General features: G+C 43.7%; 16 protein-coding genes. 6 read left to right on the forward strand and 10 right to left on the reverse strand.

Going from position 1 to position 20,514, the window contains the following annotated elements:
• The first annotated feature begins 55 nt into the window (after positions 1–55).
• The gene (locus R7D93_RS08275; protein WP_017634878.1) at positions 56–2,338 is read left to right on the forward strand and encodes an acyl-CoA dehydrogenase; all 2,283 of its coding nucleotides are present in this window, start codon (positions 56–58) and stop codon (positions 2,336–2,338) included.
• A 174-nt stretch (positions 2,339–2,512) separates the two neighbouring features.
• Positions 2,513–3,715 carry an enoyl-ACP reductase FabV gene (fabV, locus tag R7D93_RS08280; protein ID WP_005388648.1) on the forward strand — a complete coding sequence of 401 codons (1,203 nt, stop codon included), beginning with the start codon at positions 2,513–2,515 and terminating at the stop codon, positions 3,713–3,715.
• Between the two features lie 78 nt (positions 3,716–3,793).
• Here fabV and R7D93_RS08285 read toward each other — a convergent pair whose 3' ends face one another.
• Together R7D93_RS08285 and R7D93_RS08290 are read right to left on the reverse strand one after the other, a co-directional pair.
• Positions 3,794–5,476 carry an aspartate:alanine antiporter gene (locus R7D93_RS08285; protein ID WP_005378028.1) on the reverse strand — a complete coding sequence of 561 codons (1,683 nt, stop codon included), beginning with the start codon at positions 5,474–5,476 and terminating at the stop codon, positions 3,794–3,796.
• Positions 5,477–5,651: 175 nt separating this feature from the next.
• Positions 5,652–5,918: a GrxA family glutaredoxin gene (locus tag R7D93_RS08290; protein ID WP_005378026.1), complete on the reverse strand. Its 267-nt coding sequence runs from the start codon at positions 5,916–5,918 to the stop codon at positions 5,652–5,654.
• 377 nt (positions 5,919–6,295) lie between these two features.
• Here R7D93_RS08290 and R7D93_RS08295 point away from each other — a divergent pair, with 377 nt between their 5' ends.
• Complete coding sequence (locus R7D93_RS08295) at positions 6,296–7,540, forward strand: iron-containing alcohol dehydrogenase (RefSeq protein ID WP_225495564.1); 1,245 nt, start codon at positions 6,296–6,298, stop codon at positions 7,538–7,540.
• Between the two features lie 76 nt (positions 7,541–7,616).
• On the opposite strand, the gene R7D93_RS08300 is transcribed toward R7D93_RS08295, so the two are convergent.
• The 5 genes from R7D93_RS08300 to R7D93_RS08320 all read right to left on the reverse strand — a co-directional run bounded on the left by R7D93_RS08300 (position 7,617) and on the right by R7D93_RS08320 (position 13,334).
• Positions 7,617–8,471, reverse strand: coding sequence for a MurR/RpiR family transcriptional regulator (locus R7D93_RS08300; protein ID WP_005378021.1), 855 nt, complete (start codon positions 8,469–8,471; stop codon positions 7,617–7,619).
• 311 nt (positions 8,472–8,782) lie between these two features.
• Positions 8,783–10,429, reverse strand: a complete 1,647-nt coding sequence (panP, locus tag R7D93_RS08305; protein WP_225495566.1) for a pyridoxal-dependent aspartate 1-decarboxylase PanP — start codon at positions 10,427–10,429, stop codon at positions 8,783–8,785.
• A gap of 211 nt (positions 10,430–10,640) precedes the next feature.
• Positions 10,641–11,153: a hypothetical protein gene (locus tag R7D93_RS08310; RefSeq protein WP_017634875.1), complete on the reverse strand. Its 513-nt coding sequence runs from the start codon at positions 11,151–11,153 to the stop codon at positions 10,641–10,643.
• 208 nt (positions 11,154–11,361) lie between these two features.
• Entirely contained in the window at positions 11,362–12,267 is a 906-nt protein-coding gene (locus R7D93_RS08315) for a lysine exporter LysO family protein (RefSeq protein ID WP_005378011.1), read from the reverse strand.
• 146 nt (positions 12,268–12,413) lie between these two features.
• Positions 12,414–13,334: an HDOD domain-containing protein gene (locus R7D93_RS08320; RefSeq protein WP_025766846.1), complete on the reverse strand. Its 921-nt coding sequence runs from the start codon at positions 13,332–13,334 to the stop codon at positions 12,414–12,416.
• Between the two features lie 369 nt (positions 13,335–13,703).
• Here R7D93_RS08320 and R7D93_RS08325 point away from each other — a divergent pair, with 369 nt between their 5' ends.
• Complete coding sequence (locus tag R7D93_RS08325) at positions 13,704–14,291, forward strand: TfoX/Sxy family DNA transformation protein (protein ID WP_005378007.1); 588 nt, start codon at positions 13,704–13,706, stop codon at positions 14,289–14,291.
• 192 nt (positions 14,292–14,483) lie between these two features.
• Here the strand turns inward: R7D93_RS08325 and R7D93_RS08330 are convergent, their stop codons facing one another.
• From R7D93_RS08330 to R7D93_RS08340, 3 genes are all read right to left on the reverse strand, one after another.
• Positions 14,484–15,032 (reverse strand): hypothetical protein, encoded by a 549-nt coding sequence (locus R7D93_RS08330; RefSeq protein WP_005378006.1) that lies wholly within the window; start codon positions 15,030–15,032, stop codon positions 14,484–14,486.
• 291 nt (positions 15,033–15,323) lie between these two features.
• Positions 15,324–15,821: a response regulator gene (locus tag R7D93_RS08335; protein ID WP_017820839.1), complete on the reverse strand. Its 498-nt coding sequence runs from the start codon at positions 15,819–15,821 to the stop codon at positions 15,324–15,326.
• Positions 15,818–17,758, reverse strand: coding sequence for an ATP-binding protein (locus R7D93_RS08340; protein WP_225495568.1), 1,941 nt, complete (start codon positions 17,756–17,758; stop codon positions 15,818–15,820). The genes R7D93_RS08335 and R7D93_RS08340 overlap by 4 nt, the downstream gene beginning before the upstream one ends.
• 186 nt (positions 17,759–17,944) lie before the next feature.
• Between R7D93_RS08340 and R7D93_RS08345 the strand changes: the two genes are divergently transcribed.
• On the forward strand, positions 17,945–19,213 hold the full coding sequence (locus R7D93_RS08345; protein ID WP_225495570.1) for a DUF945 family protein: 1,269 nt from the start codon (positions 17,945–17,947) through the stop codon (positions 19,211–19,213).
• A 137-nt stretch (positions 19,214–19,350) separates the two neighbouring features.
• Positions 19,351–20,445 (forward strand): 3-phosphoserine/phosphohydroxythreonine transaminase, encoded by a 1,095-nt coding sequence (gene serC, locus R7D93_RS08350; RefSeq protein WP_005378000.1) that lies wholly within the window; start codon positions 19,351–19,353, stop codon positions 20,443–20,445.
• The last annotated feature ends 69 nt before the right edge of the window (positions 20,446–20,514 follow it).

Genomic DNA, 20,514 nt, shown 5'->3' on the forward strand with positions numbered 1-20,514 from the left:
AAACCAATAATAAGATTATACCCCGAGCGGTTACGTGAACAAAAGGATCTGAACTATGAGCTCTCTACGAAGAAAATGGATTAGTGACCCGGCTTTTAAAGTGTTCAAAAAAGTATTGCCACCTCTGTCTAGCACCGAGAAAGAGGCGATGGAAGCGGGTAGTGTATGGTGGGATGCCGAACTATTCTCAGGCAAGCCAAACTTCACAACATTGCATCATTATCCAACGCCTACACTGACGGCAGAAGAGCAGTCATTTATGGATAATGAGCTTGAGACCCTGCTAGAAATGCTTGATGACCAGAAGATTGTCAAAGAAGACAGGGATTTACCGCCTGAAGTATGGGAGTACCTACGTAAAGAGCGATTTTTCTCTTTGATCATCTCGAAAGCATATGGTGGTCGTGAATTTTCCGCTTTGGCGAACTCAACCATTGTTTCTCGTATTGCGACTCGAAGTATCAGTACCGCGGTATCGGTAATGGTACCAAACTCTCTTGGCCCTGGTGAGCTGCTATCGCACTATGGTACGCAAGAGCAAAAAGATTACTGGTTGCCTCGTTTAGCTGATGGTACAGACATCCCTTGTTTCGCCCTAACTGGCCCTGAAGCGGGTTCTGATGCTGGTGGCATACCTGATCAAGGCGTGGTTTGTTACGGCACCCATGAAGGCAAAGAAGTGCTTGGCGTGCGAGTTAGTTGGAATAAACGCTACATCACGCTTGCGCCAGTTGCGACAGTGCTCGGGTTAGCATTTAAACTGCAGGATCCTGAAGGGCTACTTGGTGACAAGAAAGAGGTTGGCATTACATGTGCGTTGATTCCCGCTGACCATGAAGGTGTCGAGATAGGCGAGCGCCATGATCCTCTGGGGTCTGCGTTCATGAATGGCCCAACTCGTGGTGAAGATGTCTTCATCCCTATGGACTGGTTGATCGGTGGCGCTGATTACGCAGGTAAAGGTTGGCGTATGCTGGTTGAGTGTCTTTCTGCTGGTCGTGGTATCTCTCTTCCAGCGCTTGGCACAGCAATTGGTCACCTTACTACACGTACAACAGGTGCTTATGCTTACGTGCGTAAACAGTTTGGAATGTCGATCGGTAAGTTTGAAGGTGTTGCAGAAGCAATGGGGCGCATTGGTGGTCTTACTTACCTACTAGAAGCGACGCGTACGCTAACGACGACTTCTCTCGATATGAAAGAAAAACCTGGGATTGTAACCGCGATTGCCAAGTACCACATGACGGAAATCGCGCGTACCATTCTAAATGATTCGTTTGATATCCATGCGGGTCGTGCGATTCAAGATGGCCCAATGAACTATCTTGCTAAACATTACCTTGGTATCCCGGTTGCTATCACCGTTGAAGGCGCGAATATTCTGACTCGTAACCTGATGATTTTTGGTCAAGGTGCGACTCGATGCCACCCATATGTTCTAAAAGAAATGGAAGCCGCGGCGAATCCAGATTCTGAACAAGGTGCGAAAGAATTTGACAACCTACTCTTTAAACACATCAAGCACGCTCTCGGTAATACATTCGGTGCATTTGGTGCAGCACTAACTGGTTCTCGATTTGTTAACGCGCACATGAGTGGCCCAACGCAGCAATACTACAAAGACATTACTCGTCTTAGTCGTGCACTTGCAGTAAGTGCAGACTTTGCGATGTTAACCTTAGGTGGAGACTTGAAGCGTAAAGAAATGATCTCAGCACGTTTGGGTGATGGATTAAGCTATCTATACATGGCATCTGCTGCCTTGAAAAAGTATGAAGATGAAGGCCGTCAACAAGGCGATCTAGACTTCGTTCATTACGCTGTTCAACACTGTTTGTATAACGCTTCTAAGTCATTAAATGAGGCTTACACCAACTTCCCTGTGAAATACGTTGGCGGTGTGCTTAAGGGGCTATTGTTCCCGCTTGGTAATCATTTCAATAAGCCAAGTGATGAGCTGTGTGTGAATTTGGCTGAAGCGATGATGACACCAGGCGCGCAACGTGATCGCCTCACGCATCTGTGCTACATCGGAAAATCAGAGGATGACAGCGTAGGCTTAATGGAGAATGCATTCCTTGCAATGTACGACATTAAACCTTTGGAGCGTAAACTTATGAAGGCTGCGAAGGATGGTAAAGTGGCTCGTAAAGGTCTGCTGCATGACCGTTTGCAGCAAGCATTTGAAGCAGGCGTGTTAACTGAGCAAGAAATTGATCAAATCATGGCTGCAGATAAATTGCGCTACAAGGCGATTCAAGTTGACCACTTTAGTCATGACTTTTCTGAAGTGCGAACTCATAGCCCAAAAAAGTCGCAGTTGAATCCGGCGGCATAATAGACAACTAATGTTAAGAAAAGCACTTCAATGAGGTGCTTTTTTGTATTCTTGGGGAGTGGATGGTGGGATAGTGCTCCAACCACTTGCCTTTTAAGAGCATTTTTACAGAAATTAGATGCGAAATCCCAACGAAACTTTTATCCTAACAAGGTTTTTTAAAGGAAGTTGAATATGATCATCAAACCTAGAATTCGTGGATTTATCTGTACTACAACGCACCCTGTTGGTTGTGAAGCTAACGTAAAAGAACAAATTGCGTACACCAAAGCGCAAGGTCCAATCAAAAACGCACCTAAGCGTGTTCTTGTTGTTGGTGCATCAAGTGGCTACGGTCTATCTTCTCGTATCGCTGCGGCATTTGGTGGCGGTGCATCAACTATCGGTGTTTTCTTCGAAAAAGAAGGTACTGAGAAGAAACCAGGTACAGCAGGTTTTTACAATGCCGCTGCTTTTGAAAAGCTAGCGCGTGAAGAAGGTCTGTACGCAAAAAGCTTAAACGGCGACGCTTTCTCAAATGAAGCGAAACAGAAAACTATCGAGCTCATCAAAGAAGACTTAGGTCAAATCGATATGGTGGTTTACTCACTGGCATCTCCAGTACGTAAAATGCCAGAAACTGGTGAATTAGTTCGTTCATCTCTTAAACCTATCGGTGAAACTTACACATCAACGGCTGTTGATACCAACAAAGATGTGATCATCGAAGCTAGCGTTGAGCCTGCAACAGAAGAAGAAATCAAAGACACTGTCACTGTAATGGGCGGTGAAGATTGGGAACTTTGGATCAATGCGTTGTCTGATGCTGGTGTTCTTGCTGAAGGTTGTAAGACCGTCGCGTATAGCTACATTGGTACTGAGCTAACTTGGCCAATTTATTGGGATGGTGCACTAGGTAAAGCAAAAATGGACCTAGACCGTGCAGCGAAAGCGCTAAACGACAAGTTAGCAGCAACAGGTGGTAGTGCCAATGTTGCGGTACTTAAATCTGTTGTAACTCAGGCGAGTTCTGCAATTCCTGTTATGCCACTGTACATCGCAATGGTATTCAAGAAAATGCGCGAAGAAGGTGTACACGAAGGTTGTATGGAACAAATCTACCGTATGTTCAGCCAACGTCTATACAAAGAAGACGGTAGCGCGGCAGAAGTTGATGAGATGAACCGCCTACGTCTGGATGACTGGGAACTTCGTGACGACATTCAGCAGCACTGTCGTGAGCTATGGCCTCAAATTACGACTGAGAACCTAAAAGAGCTGACTGACTACGTTGAGTACAAAGAAGAGTTCTTGAAACTATTTGGTTTCGGCGTTGAAGGCGTAGATTACGAAGCGGATGTGAATCCAGCAGTTGAAGCAGACTTCATTCAAATCTAATCGAATCACAGACTAGATAACCAATAAACAAAAGGCGCTCATTGAGCGCCTTTTTGTATTTCATAGTCAAAGTGAGTATTAACTTAGTATTATCAGAATCGTACCAGCTAGCGTCATTAAAATATTCGCAATCGCATAGGTACCCGCATAACCAAGGGCTGGGATGGTGGACTTAGCGTAGTCGTTAACGACATCCATAGCCGGAGCGCAAGTACGGGCGCCAATAATGGCACCGAAGAGCAGGGCACGGTTCATCTTGAGTACGTGTGCGCCAACTAAGTAAGCCAGAACTACAGGCACAACACTGACAATAAATGCCAAACCAATGACTTTTGGTCCTACTTGCGTTAGGTGCTCGAACATCTTTCCACCTGCACTTAGACCAATTCCGACCATAAAGAACATTAACCCTAGATCTTTGACCATATTCAGCGCCCCTTGTGGGACATAACCGAAAGTAGGGTGATTTGCTCGTAAGAAACCAAGCGTAATACCGGACAACAGAAGACCCACCGCATTACCCAAACTGAAAGACACCTGACCGAACGTCATTGTGATGAGGCCAAACAGAATACCCAAAATAAAGAAGCTACAAAAAGCGAGCAAATCGGCCATTTGACTGTGGATCGAGATGAAACCGATTTTTTCCGCCAGTCCATGTACTCGGCTTTTCTCGCCGCTCACTTGAAGGACGTCCCCTTTAGCGAGCACAATGTCTAAGTCCATAGGCATTTCAATCTGAGCGCGAACTACGCGGTTTAAGAAACAGCCAAACTCAGACAAATTCAAATCCGATAAACGCTTACCAGCGATTGCGTCACTTTTTACGACGATTTCTTCTTCAACGATGCGTAAATCAAGCAAGTTACGGTCGAATACTTCTTTACCATTACGGAAGCTAGGGTCTAAGCGAGCATGGCTGTCAGGGAAGCCAACCAGTGCAATTTCATCTCCCTCTTGCAAGATAGCATCACCATCTGGGTGGGCGAGAATACCATTTCGGCGGATTCGTTCAATGTAACAGCCAGTTTGACGATAAATACCCAGTTCTCGTAAGTTTTTACCATCAGTCCAGTCAATTAGCTCTGGGCCCACTCGGTAAGCTCGAATAATGGGTAAATACACTTTTCTCTGGCTTGAATTTCCAAGGCCACGCTCTTGTGCGATTTGCTGCGCGGAATCAGAAAGGTTTTGTTTTTGCAGTTTTGGCAACAATTTAGCAAACATGATCATGCTAATTAAGCCGACCAGATAAGCCATCGCGTAGCCTACGGATAGATTTTCTAATACCAGAGAAAATTCCATATTCCGCGGTATAGTCGCAAGGCCAGAGTTAAGAGCATCTTGTGCACCAACCAGTACTGGCGTTGCGGTCAATGCGCCTGCCATCATACCGGCGGATAAGCCAAAATCGAGGCCGAAATAGTGACTCAAGCCATACGTTAAGCTGACCGCAGACACGAGAACAGTCATGCTTAAAATAAAATAATGCTTACCATCTCTGAAGAATATACCAAAAAAGTTTGGTCCAGCTTCAATGCCAACGCAGTAGATAAACAGCATAAAGCCAATGGTTAAAGCTTCTGCATTAAATGAGAAACCAAGGTGGCCCATTACCAAAGAGGTAATAAGAACGCCAATAGAGTTGCCTAATTGTAATTTGCCAAATCGAATTTTTCCGATGGCAAGGCCAATGGCTAATACGACGAAGATTAGAAGGATAGGGTTTTGCTCGAGAAGGTATACGACGTCTATGTTCACTGTGTGGCTCGGTAGAGTGTGTGCCAAAAAAGATTAAGAACTGTGAATTGTAACTAAATATAGCAAAAAGATAAGTGAATTTTTTTAGGTTTTACCATTAGTTGACTTAACGTAATAACCAGCTGAAAAATAATAAAAAAGCCGCATGAAGCGGCTTTTTTGAAAACAGTCTTTATTACTCGTCAAATAGACCTAGGTGCTCTTTCGCGTATGCTTCGAACTCGTCGCAGCCACCGATGTGCTCTTGGTCGATAAAGATCTGAGGAACGGTTTCAACTGGTTTACCAACTGTTTTCTCAAGATCTGCTTTAGAAATACCTTCAGCGTGAATATCAACGTAACGGTAGTTGAAGTCATCACGTTTTGCTTTTAGCGTTTCTGCGTGCTCTTTTGCACGAACACAGAAAGGACATGCAGGGCGACCAAAGATAACAACGAACATAATCTTATTTCTCCTAAATCTATTCTTTTTTGAAAGCGTACAAAACATAGCGGCTGAGTGCGCTTTCTTTTGTTGGAGTAACTATGCCCGATCCAGATACGGAAATAAAGCGGCAATTACCTCTTGGTTCTATAGGTGAAATCTATCGAATAAAAACTAAACGCGTGTTCTTATTTTACGGCTCTGAAGTATGTGAAGTGACGCATAAAAAACATACATTCTAAAGGGTTAATGATGGCAAGGTGGAATTGGTCAATTTTTTTTGTTTAAAAAAATAGCAATCTATTTTGGCTATACGCAAATAACTTCAACTCTAACATAAGTGTTAAATCAGAGGGCGAGAGGTTATTTGGGTATATTCTTTTGGGAGGGTGTGTATGTTTCAGTTTATGACTGCAACAAGGATTATATTTGGTGAAGGTGCACTTCAATCTTCATTATCCGTTATTAACCAATTTGGCTACAGTGTTTTGCTGGTTACTGGGCAGGACACCCAACGAGCTGCCCCCATTGTCCAATATCTTAAAGCTCAAAATATGCGTTACCAGCACGTAGCTATCGTTGGTGAACCATACATCACGATGGTAGAAGAGACCGCAGTGCTCGGTAGAAAATTCCAACCTGATATGGTGGTTGCGATAGGTGGTGGCAGCGTCATCGATATGGGCAAAGCCTTAGCTGCCATTATTCCCAATCAAGGCAATGTTTACGATTACGTAGAAGTGGTAGGAAGAAGCGTCCCTTTAAAAGCAAAGCCTCTTCATTTTATTGCAATTCCTACGACAGCAAGCACCGGTTCAGAAGTGACCAGAAATGCTGTGCTGAAATCTGGACAAGATAAAGTGAAAGTGAGTCTTCGAAGCCCTGATATGCTCGCAGACGTTGCCATTGTAGACCCGACACTTACTTACGGGACCGACCAATACACATCTGGACGTGGCGCAATGGATGCGTTCACTCATTTAATGGAAGCATATGTGTGTGGTGAGCCAAACCCTCTTACTGATATGGTCTGCGAAGAGGGGCTACGCCGTTTAAGCCGTTCAGTGATTGCCGCTTGTAAGCAAGATAATCATAAGGCGCGCTCTGATTTATCGTTCGCTGCATTGCTTGGTGGTATGGCGATTACTAATGCCAAATTAGGTGCCGCTCATGGGTTAGCATCGGCGTTAGGAGGCAAGTTAGACGCCCCCCATAGCGTTATTACGGCTCGCCTAGCTCCGCACGTGATGCAGGAGAACATTAACGCCGCTAAACTCGCGGGTAGGAATGATGTGATAAGTCGTTATCGCAAGCTGGCCCAATTAGTCACTGAGCGAGTAAATGCTAACGAACACGATGGAATTCTTTGGGTAAATATGGTGCTAGATAAGTTAGCGTTACCGCTACTGGCTCAATTTGGAGTATGCCAAACCTCTTTTGAGCAAGTGGCGAATGATGCGCTTAAATCAATGGCAATCAAAGGGAATCCTTTACCCCTGAATCAGGAACGTTTGATACACATATTGCAGCAAGTCTGTGATTGTAGCGGAGAGTGCGCAGCTGAGAGTGCACAACATGTCAGTTCTGTTGAAGTACTGGAATCAAGAACGGACTTATCGAGTGTCAACGACTTAGGGTGATTGCTCCCTTAGCAGCATTAAAACAAAAGGGGAGCCTTGAGCTCCCCTAGATAAAGTATTGACTAAGCTTTAGTGCTTAGTACTGGCTTAGTTTGTCATAGCGACTGTCTTTCAACGCATCTTTTACGCGTTTTAGGTTCTCACGGAAACCTGTACCACGGCGAAGAGTGAAGCCAGTTGCTAGCACATCAATCACTGTCATTTGTACAACTCGGCTTGCCATTGGCATGTAAACGTCGGTATCTTCTGGAATATCGAGCGTGATGGCCAGCGAGCTTGCCTTTTCTAGAGGAGAATCCTTCGCTGTAATCGCAATAACCGTTGCGCCATTTTCACGAGCAAGGTTCGCTATTTCTACCTGACTCTTTGTTCGACCGGTATGAGAAATAAGAACCACAACATCATTATCACTGCAGTTGATACAACTCATGCGCTGCATAACAATATCTTCAAAACAAGTAATTGGAATATTAAAGCGAATAAACTTGTTTTGTGCGTCTCGGGCAACAGAAGATGATGCACCAAGGCCAAAGAATGAAATGCGCTTCGCTTGCGTTAGCAAATCGACCGCACGGTTCACTTGCATTGGATCTAGGCTATTTTTCGCGACATCTAAACACGCCATCGTCGATTCGAAAATCTTATGGGTGTACGCGTCTGGGCCATCGTCTTCTTCCACATTACGGTTAACGTAAGGGGTGCCGTTGGCTAGGCTCTGTGCCAAGTGAAGCTTAAAATCTGGAAAGCCCTTGGTGTCCAGACGACGACAGAAGCGGTTTACAGTGGGCTCACTAACGTCGGCCATTTTAGCCAGCGTTGCAATGCTTGAATGAATTGCAGTTTGTGGAGACGCCATAATTACTTCCGCAACTTTGCGCTCTGACTTACTGAAATTCTCCAGGTTTTTTTGAATTTTTTCTAATGTATTCATAGTGTTCACGAGGGTATAGAGAACAACTCGCTGGCTCTGCTAACGAAAGGAAACACGAAGATTCCGGAGTAGAGTGGGGCGTTAACGAAAACAACCAGCGCCATAGAATCAGTATAAACCTGATCTTCAATCAGTCTAAACCAATAACGGGTACTATTTAGTGAGAATTTGACAGGCCTCAAACAAAATGTTGTAAAAACTACAGAATTGGATGTGTAAACGAAGTTTTGTTGCGCTAGTCGCACGATAATGATGTTTGAGTTACATCAAAACGAAAAAAAATTTCAAATTGATGTAACTCGATCTTGCTGTTAAGACGATTGAATATCAACAACCAGCTGTTGAATTCTTTTCATCAAATTTGGTGCTTGCTTGGCGATTTCGCGTTGTTCATCAAGCACTGAGCTCAAAATTTCTTTTGTGGTCAGTGGATTTGCCAAAACCACTCGAAACACTATCGTATTCATGCGTTGCCATTGGTCTGGGTTCAGTCTTGTACGTGAAACGAACGATTTGCCCGTTTCGCGCTGACGCTTTTGAATAAACTGTGTTAACTCATTGATCAGCTCATTCAGTTGTTCTTTTTGTGAGCCTTCTGCTTGTGCTAATGCTTCACGGATGACTGGCGGCAAATAACGGTATGTGAGTAGACAAAGCTCTGGCTCAGAAACTAACTCGAAATCATCTTGCTGTTTGATTAAATCCGCAAAGTAGCGAGCTTTTTCAATGCTTTGGTCAATCAGAAGCTCATAACCTGGGCGACTTATGATGTGCATTGCGGCGTAGACCAACATCGCCATGCCCGAACGTGAGCCTTCTAGTGTATGGCTGCCTAGGTCTTTTGAACCTTTGCGCAATATATATTGAGCGTGATGCTCTATGGATTTCATTGCGTCAGGGTCTTTGAACAGAACCATACCAGCGCCCATCGGGATATAGAGCTGCTTGTGTGCATCAATAGTTACTGAGTCTGCCATTTCCACACCTTTAAGAAGATGACGGTGATGGTTAGACATAAGTGTTGCGCCACCCCATGCGGCATCCACATGGAAGTGACAGCCGTGAGATTGGCAGACTTCAGCGATTTCAGGCAATGGATCAACATTACCTGTCTCTGTTGTGCCAGCCACACCAATAACAGCAATAGGCTTGATGTTTTGTTTTTCGAGCTCAACAATTTTCGCTTTAAGATCGTCGATAATAATACGGTTGTTGGCATCGGTTTTAACCGCAACCAAGCCCTCTTGGCCTAGCCCTAATACATCGGCTGCTTTCTTAAGGGAGTAGTGACCACGCTCAGACACTAGCACCGCTAAGCCATCATAGCCATAGTGCTTCATGGCTTTAAAAAGGCCTTCCTTTTCCACGCCTTTAAATGAGCCATTGGCTCTTAACGCTTTGTTACGTGCTACCCAAAGCGCAGTGATATTGGCAATGGTGCCGCCGGAACAAAATGCGCCTAATGAGTGATTTGCACTGTGCATCCACTGATTGTAAAACGTATCATTCTGACCATATATCAAGCGATGCAGCATACCCAAAACTTGACGCTCAAGTGGCGTAAAGGCTTTGGAAGTCTCTATTTTTACCAGGTTTTGGTTTAAGGCGATCATGATCTTTGACAGTGGCATCAAGAAATAAGGCAGTGCCGATGTCATATGACCAATGAAGCTTGGTGAAGATGTGTGAACTGAGTGCGACACCAAAGTGTCGAGTAAGTGCTCTGTATGATCTGACACGAACTCTGGCTGCTCAGGAATCTGAGCAGAAGAAAAGTCTTTTTCGATTTCGCGTAAAGGCTTTTCTTCTGCCACGATGTGTTCACGAAGAAATTGATTTAGATTTCGCGAGAGGCTCTCGTCAATTTTAGTTAACGTTGAGTCCGGACCTTCTGGGACAGTGAAGATCTTTAGCAAGCTCTCAAAGCTAACATCAGCGGTTTTTTGTTCCTTAACCATAGCAAAGAATCTTTGTAGTTATTTTGGTAATGCGAGCGGCACAATCTAAACTAAAACGGGCGCAAAGTCCCGTTTTAATTGTTGAAACCCAAGTTGTAGAAATGAAAATTTTAGGTGAAGGTTACGATATTCACATTAAAAAATTCTAGATTGAGAACGTTAAAACACTCTGATGTTATCGAATGCTAATCAACGACTAATGCGAGCAATCTTAGTCACATTTCTGCTTTTCAATCTTTTCTATTGACTGATTGTACTTATTAAGTGCGGTATCAATTTGTTGGGGATGACTAAGCAGATCAGCGAATGCTGAACGAAGCTCGTAGTTTTTTGGGTGGTTAGTTGATTGACGGTCGCTAAATGTCTGTTTTGCAACTTCACCTAACTTATCGCTTCGGGTCGCTAACTGCTTAACGTCATGTTGCTCTAGTTTTAACCATGCTTCGATTGGCTGTTCCGTCGCAACGCGGCTAGGGTCGTTCTCTAGAAAGTAGTGAACCGCTTCGCGGTTTAATTCAAAGTGATGTTTACGTCCATCCAAGAACCATTGACTAACTTCTTTCAGATCTGGATATTGGGTAACCGTCAAATCAACAAGATCTTGATACCACTGTAGTGAGGCATCGACGTAGCCATCGTATTTGCTAGCAAGACATTGTTGATCTGCGGCAAGCGTAAAAGTTGAGCTTGTAGCGAGGAGCGCTGCAACGACAAAGCGTTTCATTCTTCTTCCTTCTGGTTGTTATCCCTTTATTAACGCAATGCACATCAGTTGATGTTTCTCCCTTCTTTCTATTTGGTCGTGACAAATCGTTGGGCTGAATGACGAAAAGAAAGAGGGGTCTTGCCAAAAAATATTGACCACTTTGACGTTAACTGGGTATTTAAATTTTTGCCGTATTGTAATGGATGTTAAAGCGAAAACCTGAGATCTAGCTAGCAAGTGATACAAAGAAAAGCATCATAACTGGTACCAATAAACTCAAAATAAAGCCGCTTACGATAGCAACAGGAACACAACGCACACCACCGGTGGTTTGAATAACGGGTAGGGTGAAGTCCATTGCTGTTGCACCGGCGTAACCAATTGCGGTGCACGGATAGCTACGAATAAAGAGAGGAATGGCAACCAGTGCGACTAGCTCTCTCATTAATTCAATCAAGAACGACGCGCCACCAAATACCGGACCAAAAGCGTCACCCATTAAAATACCTGCGAGTGAATACCAGCCAAAACCTGAAGCCATTGCGAGTGCTTGATAAAGAGGAAGATCCAAAAGCACCGCTGCAAGAACGCCACCAAGCATACACGTTGCGATGACCACGGCTGCAATGGCCATTCCTTGTTTATTTAATAGGATTTGACGCAGAGTAAGCCCACTATTGCGCAGCTGAATACCAATAAAAAATAGAAGTAGAAAGAGTATCCATTCGCTTGCTGTATCTACCCAACTCAAATCAATGGGTAACAGCAGGCCAACCACTAACCCTCCGCCAACGACCACGATAAGCTTAACTGACTCTAAAGCCATCGAAGATAACGGTAGCTTCTTTTGATTCTGATTGGTCTGGAGTGGAATAATTTTATCAATAATAGGCAGAGCCAACAGGTTGCAGGCACTTAGACACAAAAAAAACGTACTCGCATAGAGGAGAATACTTTGTAAGTTGCTGCTTAAATTATCGAGCGCCGCCAAACTAAGACCCATCAACGACAAAATGACGTAAATAAGGTAGGACGTTGACTGATTGATCTTCTCCAATAACGAAGATCGAGATATAGGAATTAGATACCCCACCACAAGCGGAGCGAAAATAAATAGCATCCCTGAAAACATAAAGCTCAATGATTCCTTTTTGAGATAACATCAACACGCATAAATCAAATTATCTATCGGTTGAAATTAAAGACATTTCACCACACACAGCTCAGCCTTGAGCGAATCGTTTTATCACGGATAAGGTATTATCAGAAAGCGATAAATTACAAACCGCTAGCATTGAGTACAGCTCGGATTTGATCATTGAAGTCAGTATCACTCATGTTACTAAGTTCATACAAGACTTCTGCACCAGTTAAGTTGAATTCAACTTCATGTTCGTCAATGCGTTCATCGTGATTGCGGAACATCAATAAATGATGCGCAATTCTAGCGATGTCGAGATAACTCACTTCTGGTCGCGTTAATTCGTATTTTTCGTTTGAGGATACTTCTCTGAAGTCGTTGTCAAACCCCCAACGCTCAAGTACCAGTTTACTTGTGGCAGAACAACGTGTTTGGAAGATCTGCAATGCAATATCTGGGTCTAAGTAATTGCCCCTATCTAAGTACAAGTGGTACTCATTAATTAGGCAAAATAACCCAATATCGGCTAATAGACCGACCAATAACGCCTTTTCTTGCTCTAGATGGCCATAAGTGCCTGGCTCGTGGCTACGAAACGATTGAACCAACATCACCATGACGGCACCGAGCTCACGCGATATCGCGGCACTCTTCACCAAGATAGCATTGCATTCTTTAGTGAGATTAACTGAGTGTTTAAGTTGCTCAATCGCTTGTGCGGTAACAATATCACGTACACGAAGTATTCCGAGACGAGATACCGCGGTAGTTAAGTCGTTGCAGGTGATATTTCTGCGATTGAAAATCACAGAGTTAGCGACTCGTAAAACGACCGCTGCTAATCCGGGATCTTCCAATAAACAGTTAGCAACATCGGCAATCGTGGTGTGTTCTTCGACACATAACTGCTGAATTTTAAGCACGACATCAGGAATAGGAGGTAACGAAATCTTACCCGTGGAGATGGACTGTTCTACCAGCTGAGCAAACTCGGATTCCAGTGCGTTTATAAGCTTATCTTTATTATTTGGCAGCCAAAAAAATGATAAATGTTCCATTGTGACGCTGTACTTGAGATCTTTCGTACAGTGTACCCTTACAGCGTATTCTTTATCAATTAAATGCGTATTATGTGCCCGTAATTGCCAGCGAGATCATAATGATGGCGCGTTTTAGGCATGCTATGCGTCAAAAAAATATCACCACACGAACAATAAGTGTGAAACTAATCACGTATGCAGAATTTATACTTTTTTATATGTGACCTATGTCCTAACTTATTTTTCAACGTTAAGTATGATTAAGCAAGTTGGTGAGCACAACTCACAAAAATATCGCCAACAAATCGACATTTATAATTCGCTATAAGCTGCTGTTTATCTGGTGACATCGCTAATCGGGGTAATTTATTCAGATTAAAGAGGTCAATGGACATGACAGACCAAGCTTTTTTTAAATATGTACGCACCTTCAGTGAGTACCAAAAACGTTCTATGTTCGGTGGTATTGGTTTATTCACCGATGATGCTATGTTTGCGCTTGTCAGCAATGATTGCTGCTACTTACGTGGTGGTAATGGGCTAGATGAAGTGTTTACTCAACTGAGCTGTGAGAAGTATAAGCACGTCAAAAAACAGACGACGGCAACCGTAAATTATTATGATGTAACCGATTTATTCGAATCCGGATATGTAGGGCTTGATGAACTGGTACAGAAATCAATTGAATACTCAATTAAGGAACGGAAATATCAAAAGTCCTCTGCCAGTAGACGCTTAAGAGACTTACCCAACATGCAACTAACCCTTGAACGTATGGTCAAGAAAGCCGGTGTTGATGACGTAGAAACCTTTTTAGAACTTGGACCTGTAAAAGTCTTCAACAAAGTTAAAACGGCTTACGGTAATGATGTTGATGTAAAGCTACTGTGGAAATTTGCTGGTGCAACTGATGGCGTACATTGGAAACTGATCCAAGAGCCGCGTAAAAAACAGTTATTGGCACTGTGTGACTAAGCGAAGCTGATCGCACAATGATTGACTCGTTTCGATGGAGTTAGCGGGTCGTAAAGGCAAGTGTGAAAAGCGGAAAAAGGACGTTGAAGTTTTTTACCACTTCATTGAGTTAGTCATTAAATTAGACAAAAAACCGAGGCAGAGACCTCGGTTTTTGTTTTTTTAATTTGCTCTTTTCTTACAGCACAAATCTTAAAACTTAAAACGCGTAGTGAACATTACCTGATCACCGTAAAAATCGTTGATACGTGCTTCAGCACCCAAAGAGAAAAGCTCTGTTGAGTGGAATCGAGCGTAGGCAGAGCCAGTCCAATCGTCATCGTTATCGATAGAAACGTAGCCGACTTTGCCGCCTACTTCTAATTGAGGGCCCAACCATTGGCGAACACCTAAGTTAAGCTCCATACCAACATCTGTGCTGCTCTCATTCGAAGGTTGCACAACGCGCATTAGCATTTCACCAGTAAGATCTGCCCAGTTGTTTAGCGGAGAATGGAAGCCAAAGCCTGCAGCTGAGTCAAAATCACTTTCAAACTCAGAGTCAATACGAGCAATAACATGCGCGTTCGGGTGAATTGATTTGCTGAATCCAGCACCAAATGTCACAGGACTTGCGCCAATACGTGCTTCGAAATAGTCGTAGCTAAAGTTGCTCATAGTTGCTGGCGCATTGCGATCGTTTGCAGCTAGGGCATGGCTTGATGCCACTAGTAAGGCAGCGGCTAATAGTGTTTTACGCATAACTAACGATAAACCTTGTTCATTATTTCCATGGATTCAAGCAACCACTTGAACCGTAATCTGATTTGTCCGACATCATAATAAAAAGGAAGGTCCACGACCAACAAAAATGTGTCGATGTTTTGTCAATTAACTTAATAGTTCCTTGGTTTAAGCAAAAACTACGCCATATACGTAGTGTCCGAGAATTTCACTCGGACAAGTAACGATGTTTTTCTAACCTCGTTCTACTATGCGAGGTAAGGTGGTTCAATGACCATCGTTGAGTTCAAGTTAGAATTAAACACCTTATTACTCGCCAAAGCTTGCTCTTCTATCTGCCATGGCGTTGAGGATTGCCTCAGAATCAAGGATTTGAGTCCAGGATAGCAGGTTATCATCATTCTCAATAACAAACGCGGTAAGCTGAGACACGATTGCTTTTCTCAATGCTTCACCTTTCCAAGGTTTGGCAATGTAATAATCGAGACTCGCGTTATTTACGGCTTCTACGGTGTCTTCCAAACCAGCTTGTCCTGTGAGTAAAACTTTGCGCGCTGCTTTTGTGTCACCATTTTGACTGAGTTCGATTAAGAAGCTGATCCCAGTTTGTTCCGGCATAATGTGGTCACATAAAATGAGCGCAAGCTGAACTTCTTCTTCCGCCATCTCCTCAATCACTTGCCGAGCTTCAGTCACCGATTCCGCTCCTTCGACGACAAAGTTCTCCTCGAAGGGAGCAAGATCTTGGAGCACGCTATCCAAGACTTCTCGTTCGTCATCGACACATAAAATTAGATACTTGGTCATGTTTCATCTCCTTCTTCGATGACTGGTAACCAGACGGTCATTCGTGTGAACTGGCCGATCTCTGATTCGACGTCAATCCACCCTCTGTGTGCTGTTACGATTTGCTGGCAGATGGACAGCCCGATGCCTAAGCCAAAGTTACCTTCTTTTTTTGTGGTGAAGTTTAGCTCGAAAATGGCGTCTCTTTGCGACTCAGGAATGCCACATCCATTATCTTCAAATGAGATAACGGCATAATGTGTGTGCTCTTTTTCTACAAGGCGTGTTTGTATGTTTAACACCCCTTTTTCTGGAAATGCGTCAATGGCGTTAGAGACCAAATTCGTCCACACCTGTTGGAGTGCGATCGGTTGACAAAGGATGGAAGGCAAGTTTGCATAGTCGGTTGAAACTTGGTGCATTTTTAATTTGTTCTCGAAAATCACCAAGGTGTCTTCAATACCTTCATGAATATCAGCATAGTACAGGGTTTCATCATCTGACCGAGCATATCCTTTCAGGCTTTTTACCATATCAGCAATTCGTGCTGCACAGACATTAATTGAGCGAAGTGTGGAACCTGCTTTGTGGTATTGCTCTAGTGTATTGAGGGCATGATAAGACGCTTGCTGCTTTCTCGTTAGTTGGGTAAGTAGCTCGTGATCGGATTCTAAACCAAGGCTCACCACTTTCTTTGCCAACGCTCGGTCTGGAAGAGTATGGCTAAGCGCTTTTACGCGTGATCTGAGCTCGGCGGTTGAAGCGGGTTTTGAGGTTTGCGCTTTGTTCAGTAATTCAATGCCTTTGGTTTGTATATCGGAACTGGGCGCATCGTTAAGTAATCGTTCTAGTGTATGCGTTAAATTCTCTACGCCCCTTAATATCGCGGCTACTGGATTGTTTAGTTCGTGGGCTACTCCCGCAACCAATTGACCAAGCATCGCCATTTTTTCTCTTTCAATGAGCTGCTGGTGGGCTGATTCTAAAGATTCGAGCGTTTTTTGAAGTTGCAGTTTGGTGTTGATGCTTCTTTGCAATCGGCGGTTGAAGTGGCGTAAGAGCAAGTTTGTAAAAAGAGGCAGTAAGTTTGAGTCGCTTTGCATCACTTTATTGAATACGTTGCGATCGAGTTTGATAACTTCTGTTTTGGTTAGTGTTAGAGCTGTCGAGAAAGAACATTCCCCAGTAACAAACGACATGCCTCCGACAATATTCCCTTTGTTATGGCGTACAACCTCTCGCTGCATGCCTTGTTCATCGCGCTTGTACAGAGCCACTTCACCTTCGGTGATAAACCACAAAAAGCTATTTGGCTCGCCTTCCACGGTTAATAAGTGTTCAGGTGAGTATGTACGGCACGCTCTTGTTTCGTCATTATCTTTGAAAAATTGCTGGAGAGCGGAGATCACTTGCTCGGCTAACTCGGTATCAGACATCGAGTGGTAGTCGTGTAAGAATCCGGCTTGATAATGGCTCATCTGGTTATTGATGTGCGCTCGCAACAAGCTGTGATGATCCAATATCTGACTGTAACTTAGCAGGTCTTCTTTGCCATTTCGCAAGATAAATTGGGTCAGCTCTTTTTGCACTGTGTTAAATAAGACGTGATCTGGCAAAGGTTTAGTGAGGCAGTGGTCGAGCCTGCCCTCATTAACGGCAGTGAGAATTGCCTCTATATCAGACGAGCAGCTAATAAGAATTTTTCTTGCTTGCTCGGTATGTGGCATCCGGTCTAAACCAATAAGAAAATCCACGCCGTTAAAATGAGCGTGATGGCTCGCTATAACTAAAGCAACAGTCTGTTCTCTTTCTTCTAGATACTCTAAAGCGCTTTGAGCCTCTTCTATCGATTCGACAGAAAAAATATCAAACTTACTTGAGAAGGCAGACAGCTCCAATCGAAACTGTTCAGCACTGATTGGGTTGTTGTCGAGACACAACACAGCATAACGATTCACAGATGTTTTAGCTCCGGTTAAAACTTCGCCACGCAAACTTTAACAATAAAAGGACATGATGAGTGGGAGCCAAGTATGATTCCTGATTAATGGACTAGAATAAGCATCAATAGTCTGATTTGTCTCAATGTTTTCTCCGCAGGTGGTTTGGGGTAGACTGACCGAAAATATCTAATAAGTGACGTTATGCAAAATCTTAAAAAAATCGGCGCCATTGGTGGTGCTATCTCATTAGCACTGTGTTGGCCATTGGCTGTCGGACAAATTGGTCAGTCCATCATTGAAGATGGTATTACCAATATGAATGATGAAATGATTAAAGGCGAAGTGGTCGAGTATCAGCGTGGCTATTTGTCTTCAGTCGTGCTGACTCGTTATTCAGTTGTTGATCCTGAGCTTAAAACGCAGTTAGAGCGTGATGGTATGCCAACGACGTTTGACGTAACCAGTGATGTTAGCCACGGTCTAACAAGCCTAACAGCAGATTCAAAATTGGTGGACAATGACTTTTTGCCTCTCACGATGCATAGCCAGACTCAACTAAATGGCAATACAGCATTTATCCTCGACCTAGACAGTTGGCATTATCGTAACGAAGTGCAAGGTGTTTCTGTTTCTACAAGCCCTGCAAAAGTAACAGGTGATGTGACGGTATTGGGTGATCTCAATTACCAAGTTTCCGTTCCTTCTGTTCAAGTGGATTTTGAAAACGGTGAAGAGCTTCATCTGAATGCATTGACAGGGCAAGGTAAAGGAAAGCAAGCAAAAGGCTACTGGTTAGGCGAGCAGTCTTTCTCTCTAGAGAAGCTGGATGTGGTTGATGCGAACTTGACGCCTGTCTTTTTGATTGAAAATGCGAGCTACCGTGGTAACACTACGATGAATGAGTCTAGTGATAAGCTGAACAGTCAGCTGAACCTAGATGCTAAGAAACTGCGTTTAACTGATGGTACGGATGTCGATAACTTTAAGTTGGATTTCTCAATTGCAGATGTGGATAGTCAGTCATTTGACCAAATTATGTCTATCTATCAAAGCTCTCCAATGTTAGACGAGCAGGAAATTGCGAGCTTATTGCCGCATGTTGACACGCTGTTTAGCAAAGGTTTTGATTTATCCGTGAACGAGCTTTCACTCGCGTTCGGTGACGGCAAGTTCCACAACGAGTGGCAACTATCCATCCCTGAAGGTACTGAGCATATTACTCAAGATCCAATGAAGTTGGTGACGGCCACTACTGGTGAACTTAGCACTTACTTCTCTGATGAATTAGTAACGCATTACCCATTTATTCAAGAAGGGATTGATGAGCTCCTTATAATGGAGTTGATCGAAAAAGTAGAGGGCGGTTATCAATTAAAAGCAGAAATTGGTGAAGGCAAATTGAAGTTCGAAAATGGGCATGAGTTCCCATTGGTGGCTCTACTTATGCCTGCTTTGATGCAACAACAGTAATTCGTGTTGTTGCGAATTTGTTCCAATTCAACGCTTAGTCTTTAAAAAGAGGTCGTAAGACCTCTTTTCTTGTTTTTATCACTGCGAAAACGTGATATTAATTTCGTAATATTTACATAGCAGGAGCAATGAGCATCATGGAACAAAATACGGACAACGTATTTAACTTCAGTGCAGGGCCAGCAGGTCTGCCTAAAGCAGTTATGCAGCAAGCACAACAGGAACTAATCGATTGGCAAGGTCTTGGCACTTCGGTCATGGAAATCAGCCACCGAAGCAAAGAGTTCATCAAAGTTGCAGAAGAAGCCGAGCAGGATTTACGTGACCTTCTGAATATTCCGGACAACTATAAAGTGCTGTTCTGCCAAGGTGGTGCTCGTGCTCAGTTTGCTGCTGTTCCTCTAAACTTACTTGGTGATGCCGATACGGCAACTTACATCGATGGTGGTTATTGGGCTGAAAGCGCGGTAGCTGAAGCGAAAAAATACTGCGAACCAGACGTGTTTGATGCAAAAACAGAAATCAACGGGAAAGTCGCGGTTCTACCTGCAAGTGAATGGAAAATTGCTCCAGAAGCGGCTTACGTTCACTTCTGTCCAAATGAGACCATTGATGGTATTGAGATTAACGATCTTCCTATCACCGACAAACCGATTGTTGCTGACATGTCTTCGACAATTCTTTCTCGTGAAATCGATGTGTCTAAATACGGTGTGATTTACGCGGGCGCTCAGAAAAATATTGGTCCTTCCGGCATTGCTATTGCTATCGTGCGCGATGATTTATTAGGTATGGCGAAGCAGGTTCTACCAAGTATCTTGGATTACACTGTTTTGGCAGAAAAAGAATCAATGTTCAACACGCCACCAACCTTTGCATGGTACCTGTCTGGTCTTGTTTTCAAATGGCTGAAGGCACAGGGCGGAGTAAAAGCGATTGAGCAAGTTAACCGCGCTAAAGCCGCGCTACTGTATGATTACATCGATCAGTCTGATTTCTACCGTAATGGCGTGCACTCAGCAAACCGTTCTTTGATGAACGTGCCATTTCAACTTGCTAAGCCTGAACTGGATGCAACCTTCCTTGAGCTAGCAGACTCTAAAGGGCTGAAAGCGCTAAAAGGTCACCGAGCAGTTGGTGGTATGCGAGCATCCATTTATAACGCAATGCCGCTAGAAGGTGTTCAAGCGTTAGTAGACTTCATGCAAGAGTTTGAGAAAAACTACGCGTAAGCTCAAACTGATAGTTATTCTCCAAAGCGTCGCTATTGCGGCGCTTTTGTTTATCTCAACTCACATCAT

Source organism: Vibrio sp. YT-15, assembly GCF_033337445.1.
GTDB classification, from domain to species: domain Bacteria; phylum Pseudomonadota; class Gammaproteobacteria; order Enterobacterales; family Vibrionaceae; genus Vibrio; species Vibrio alginolyticus.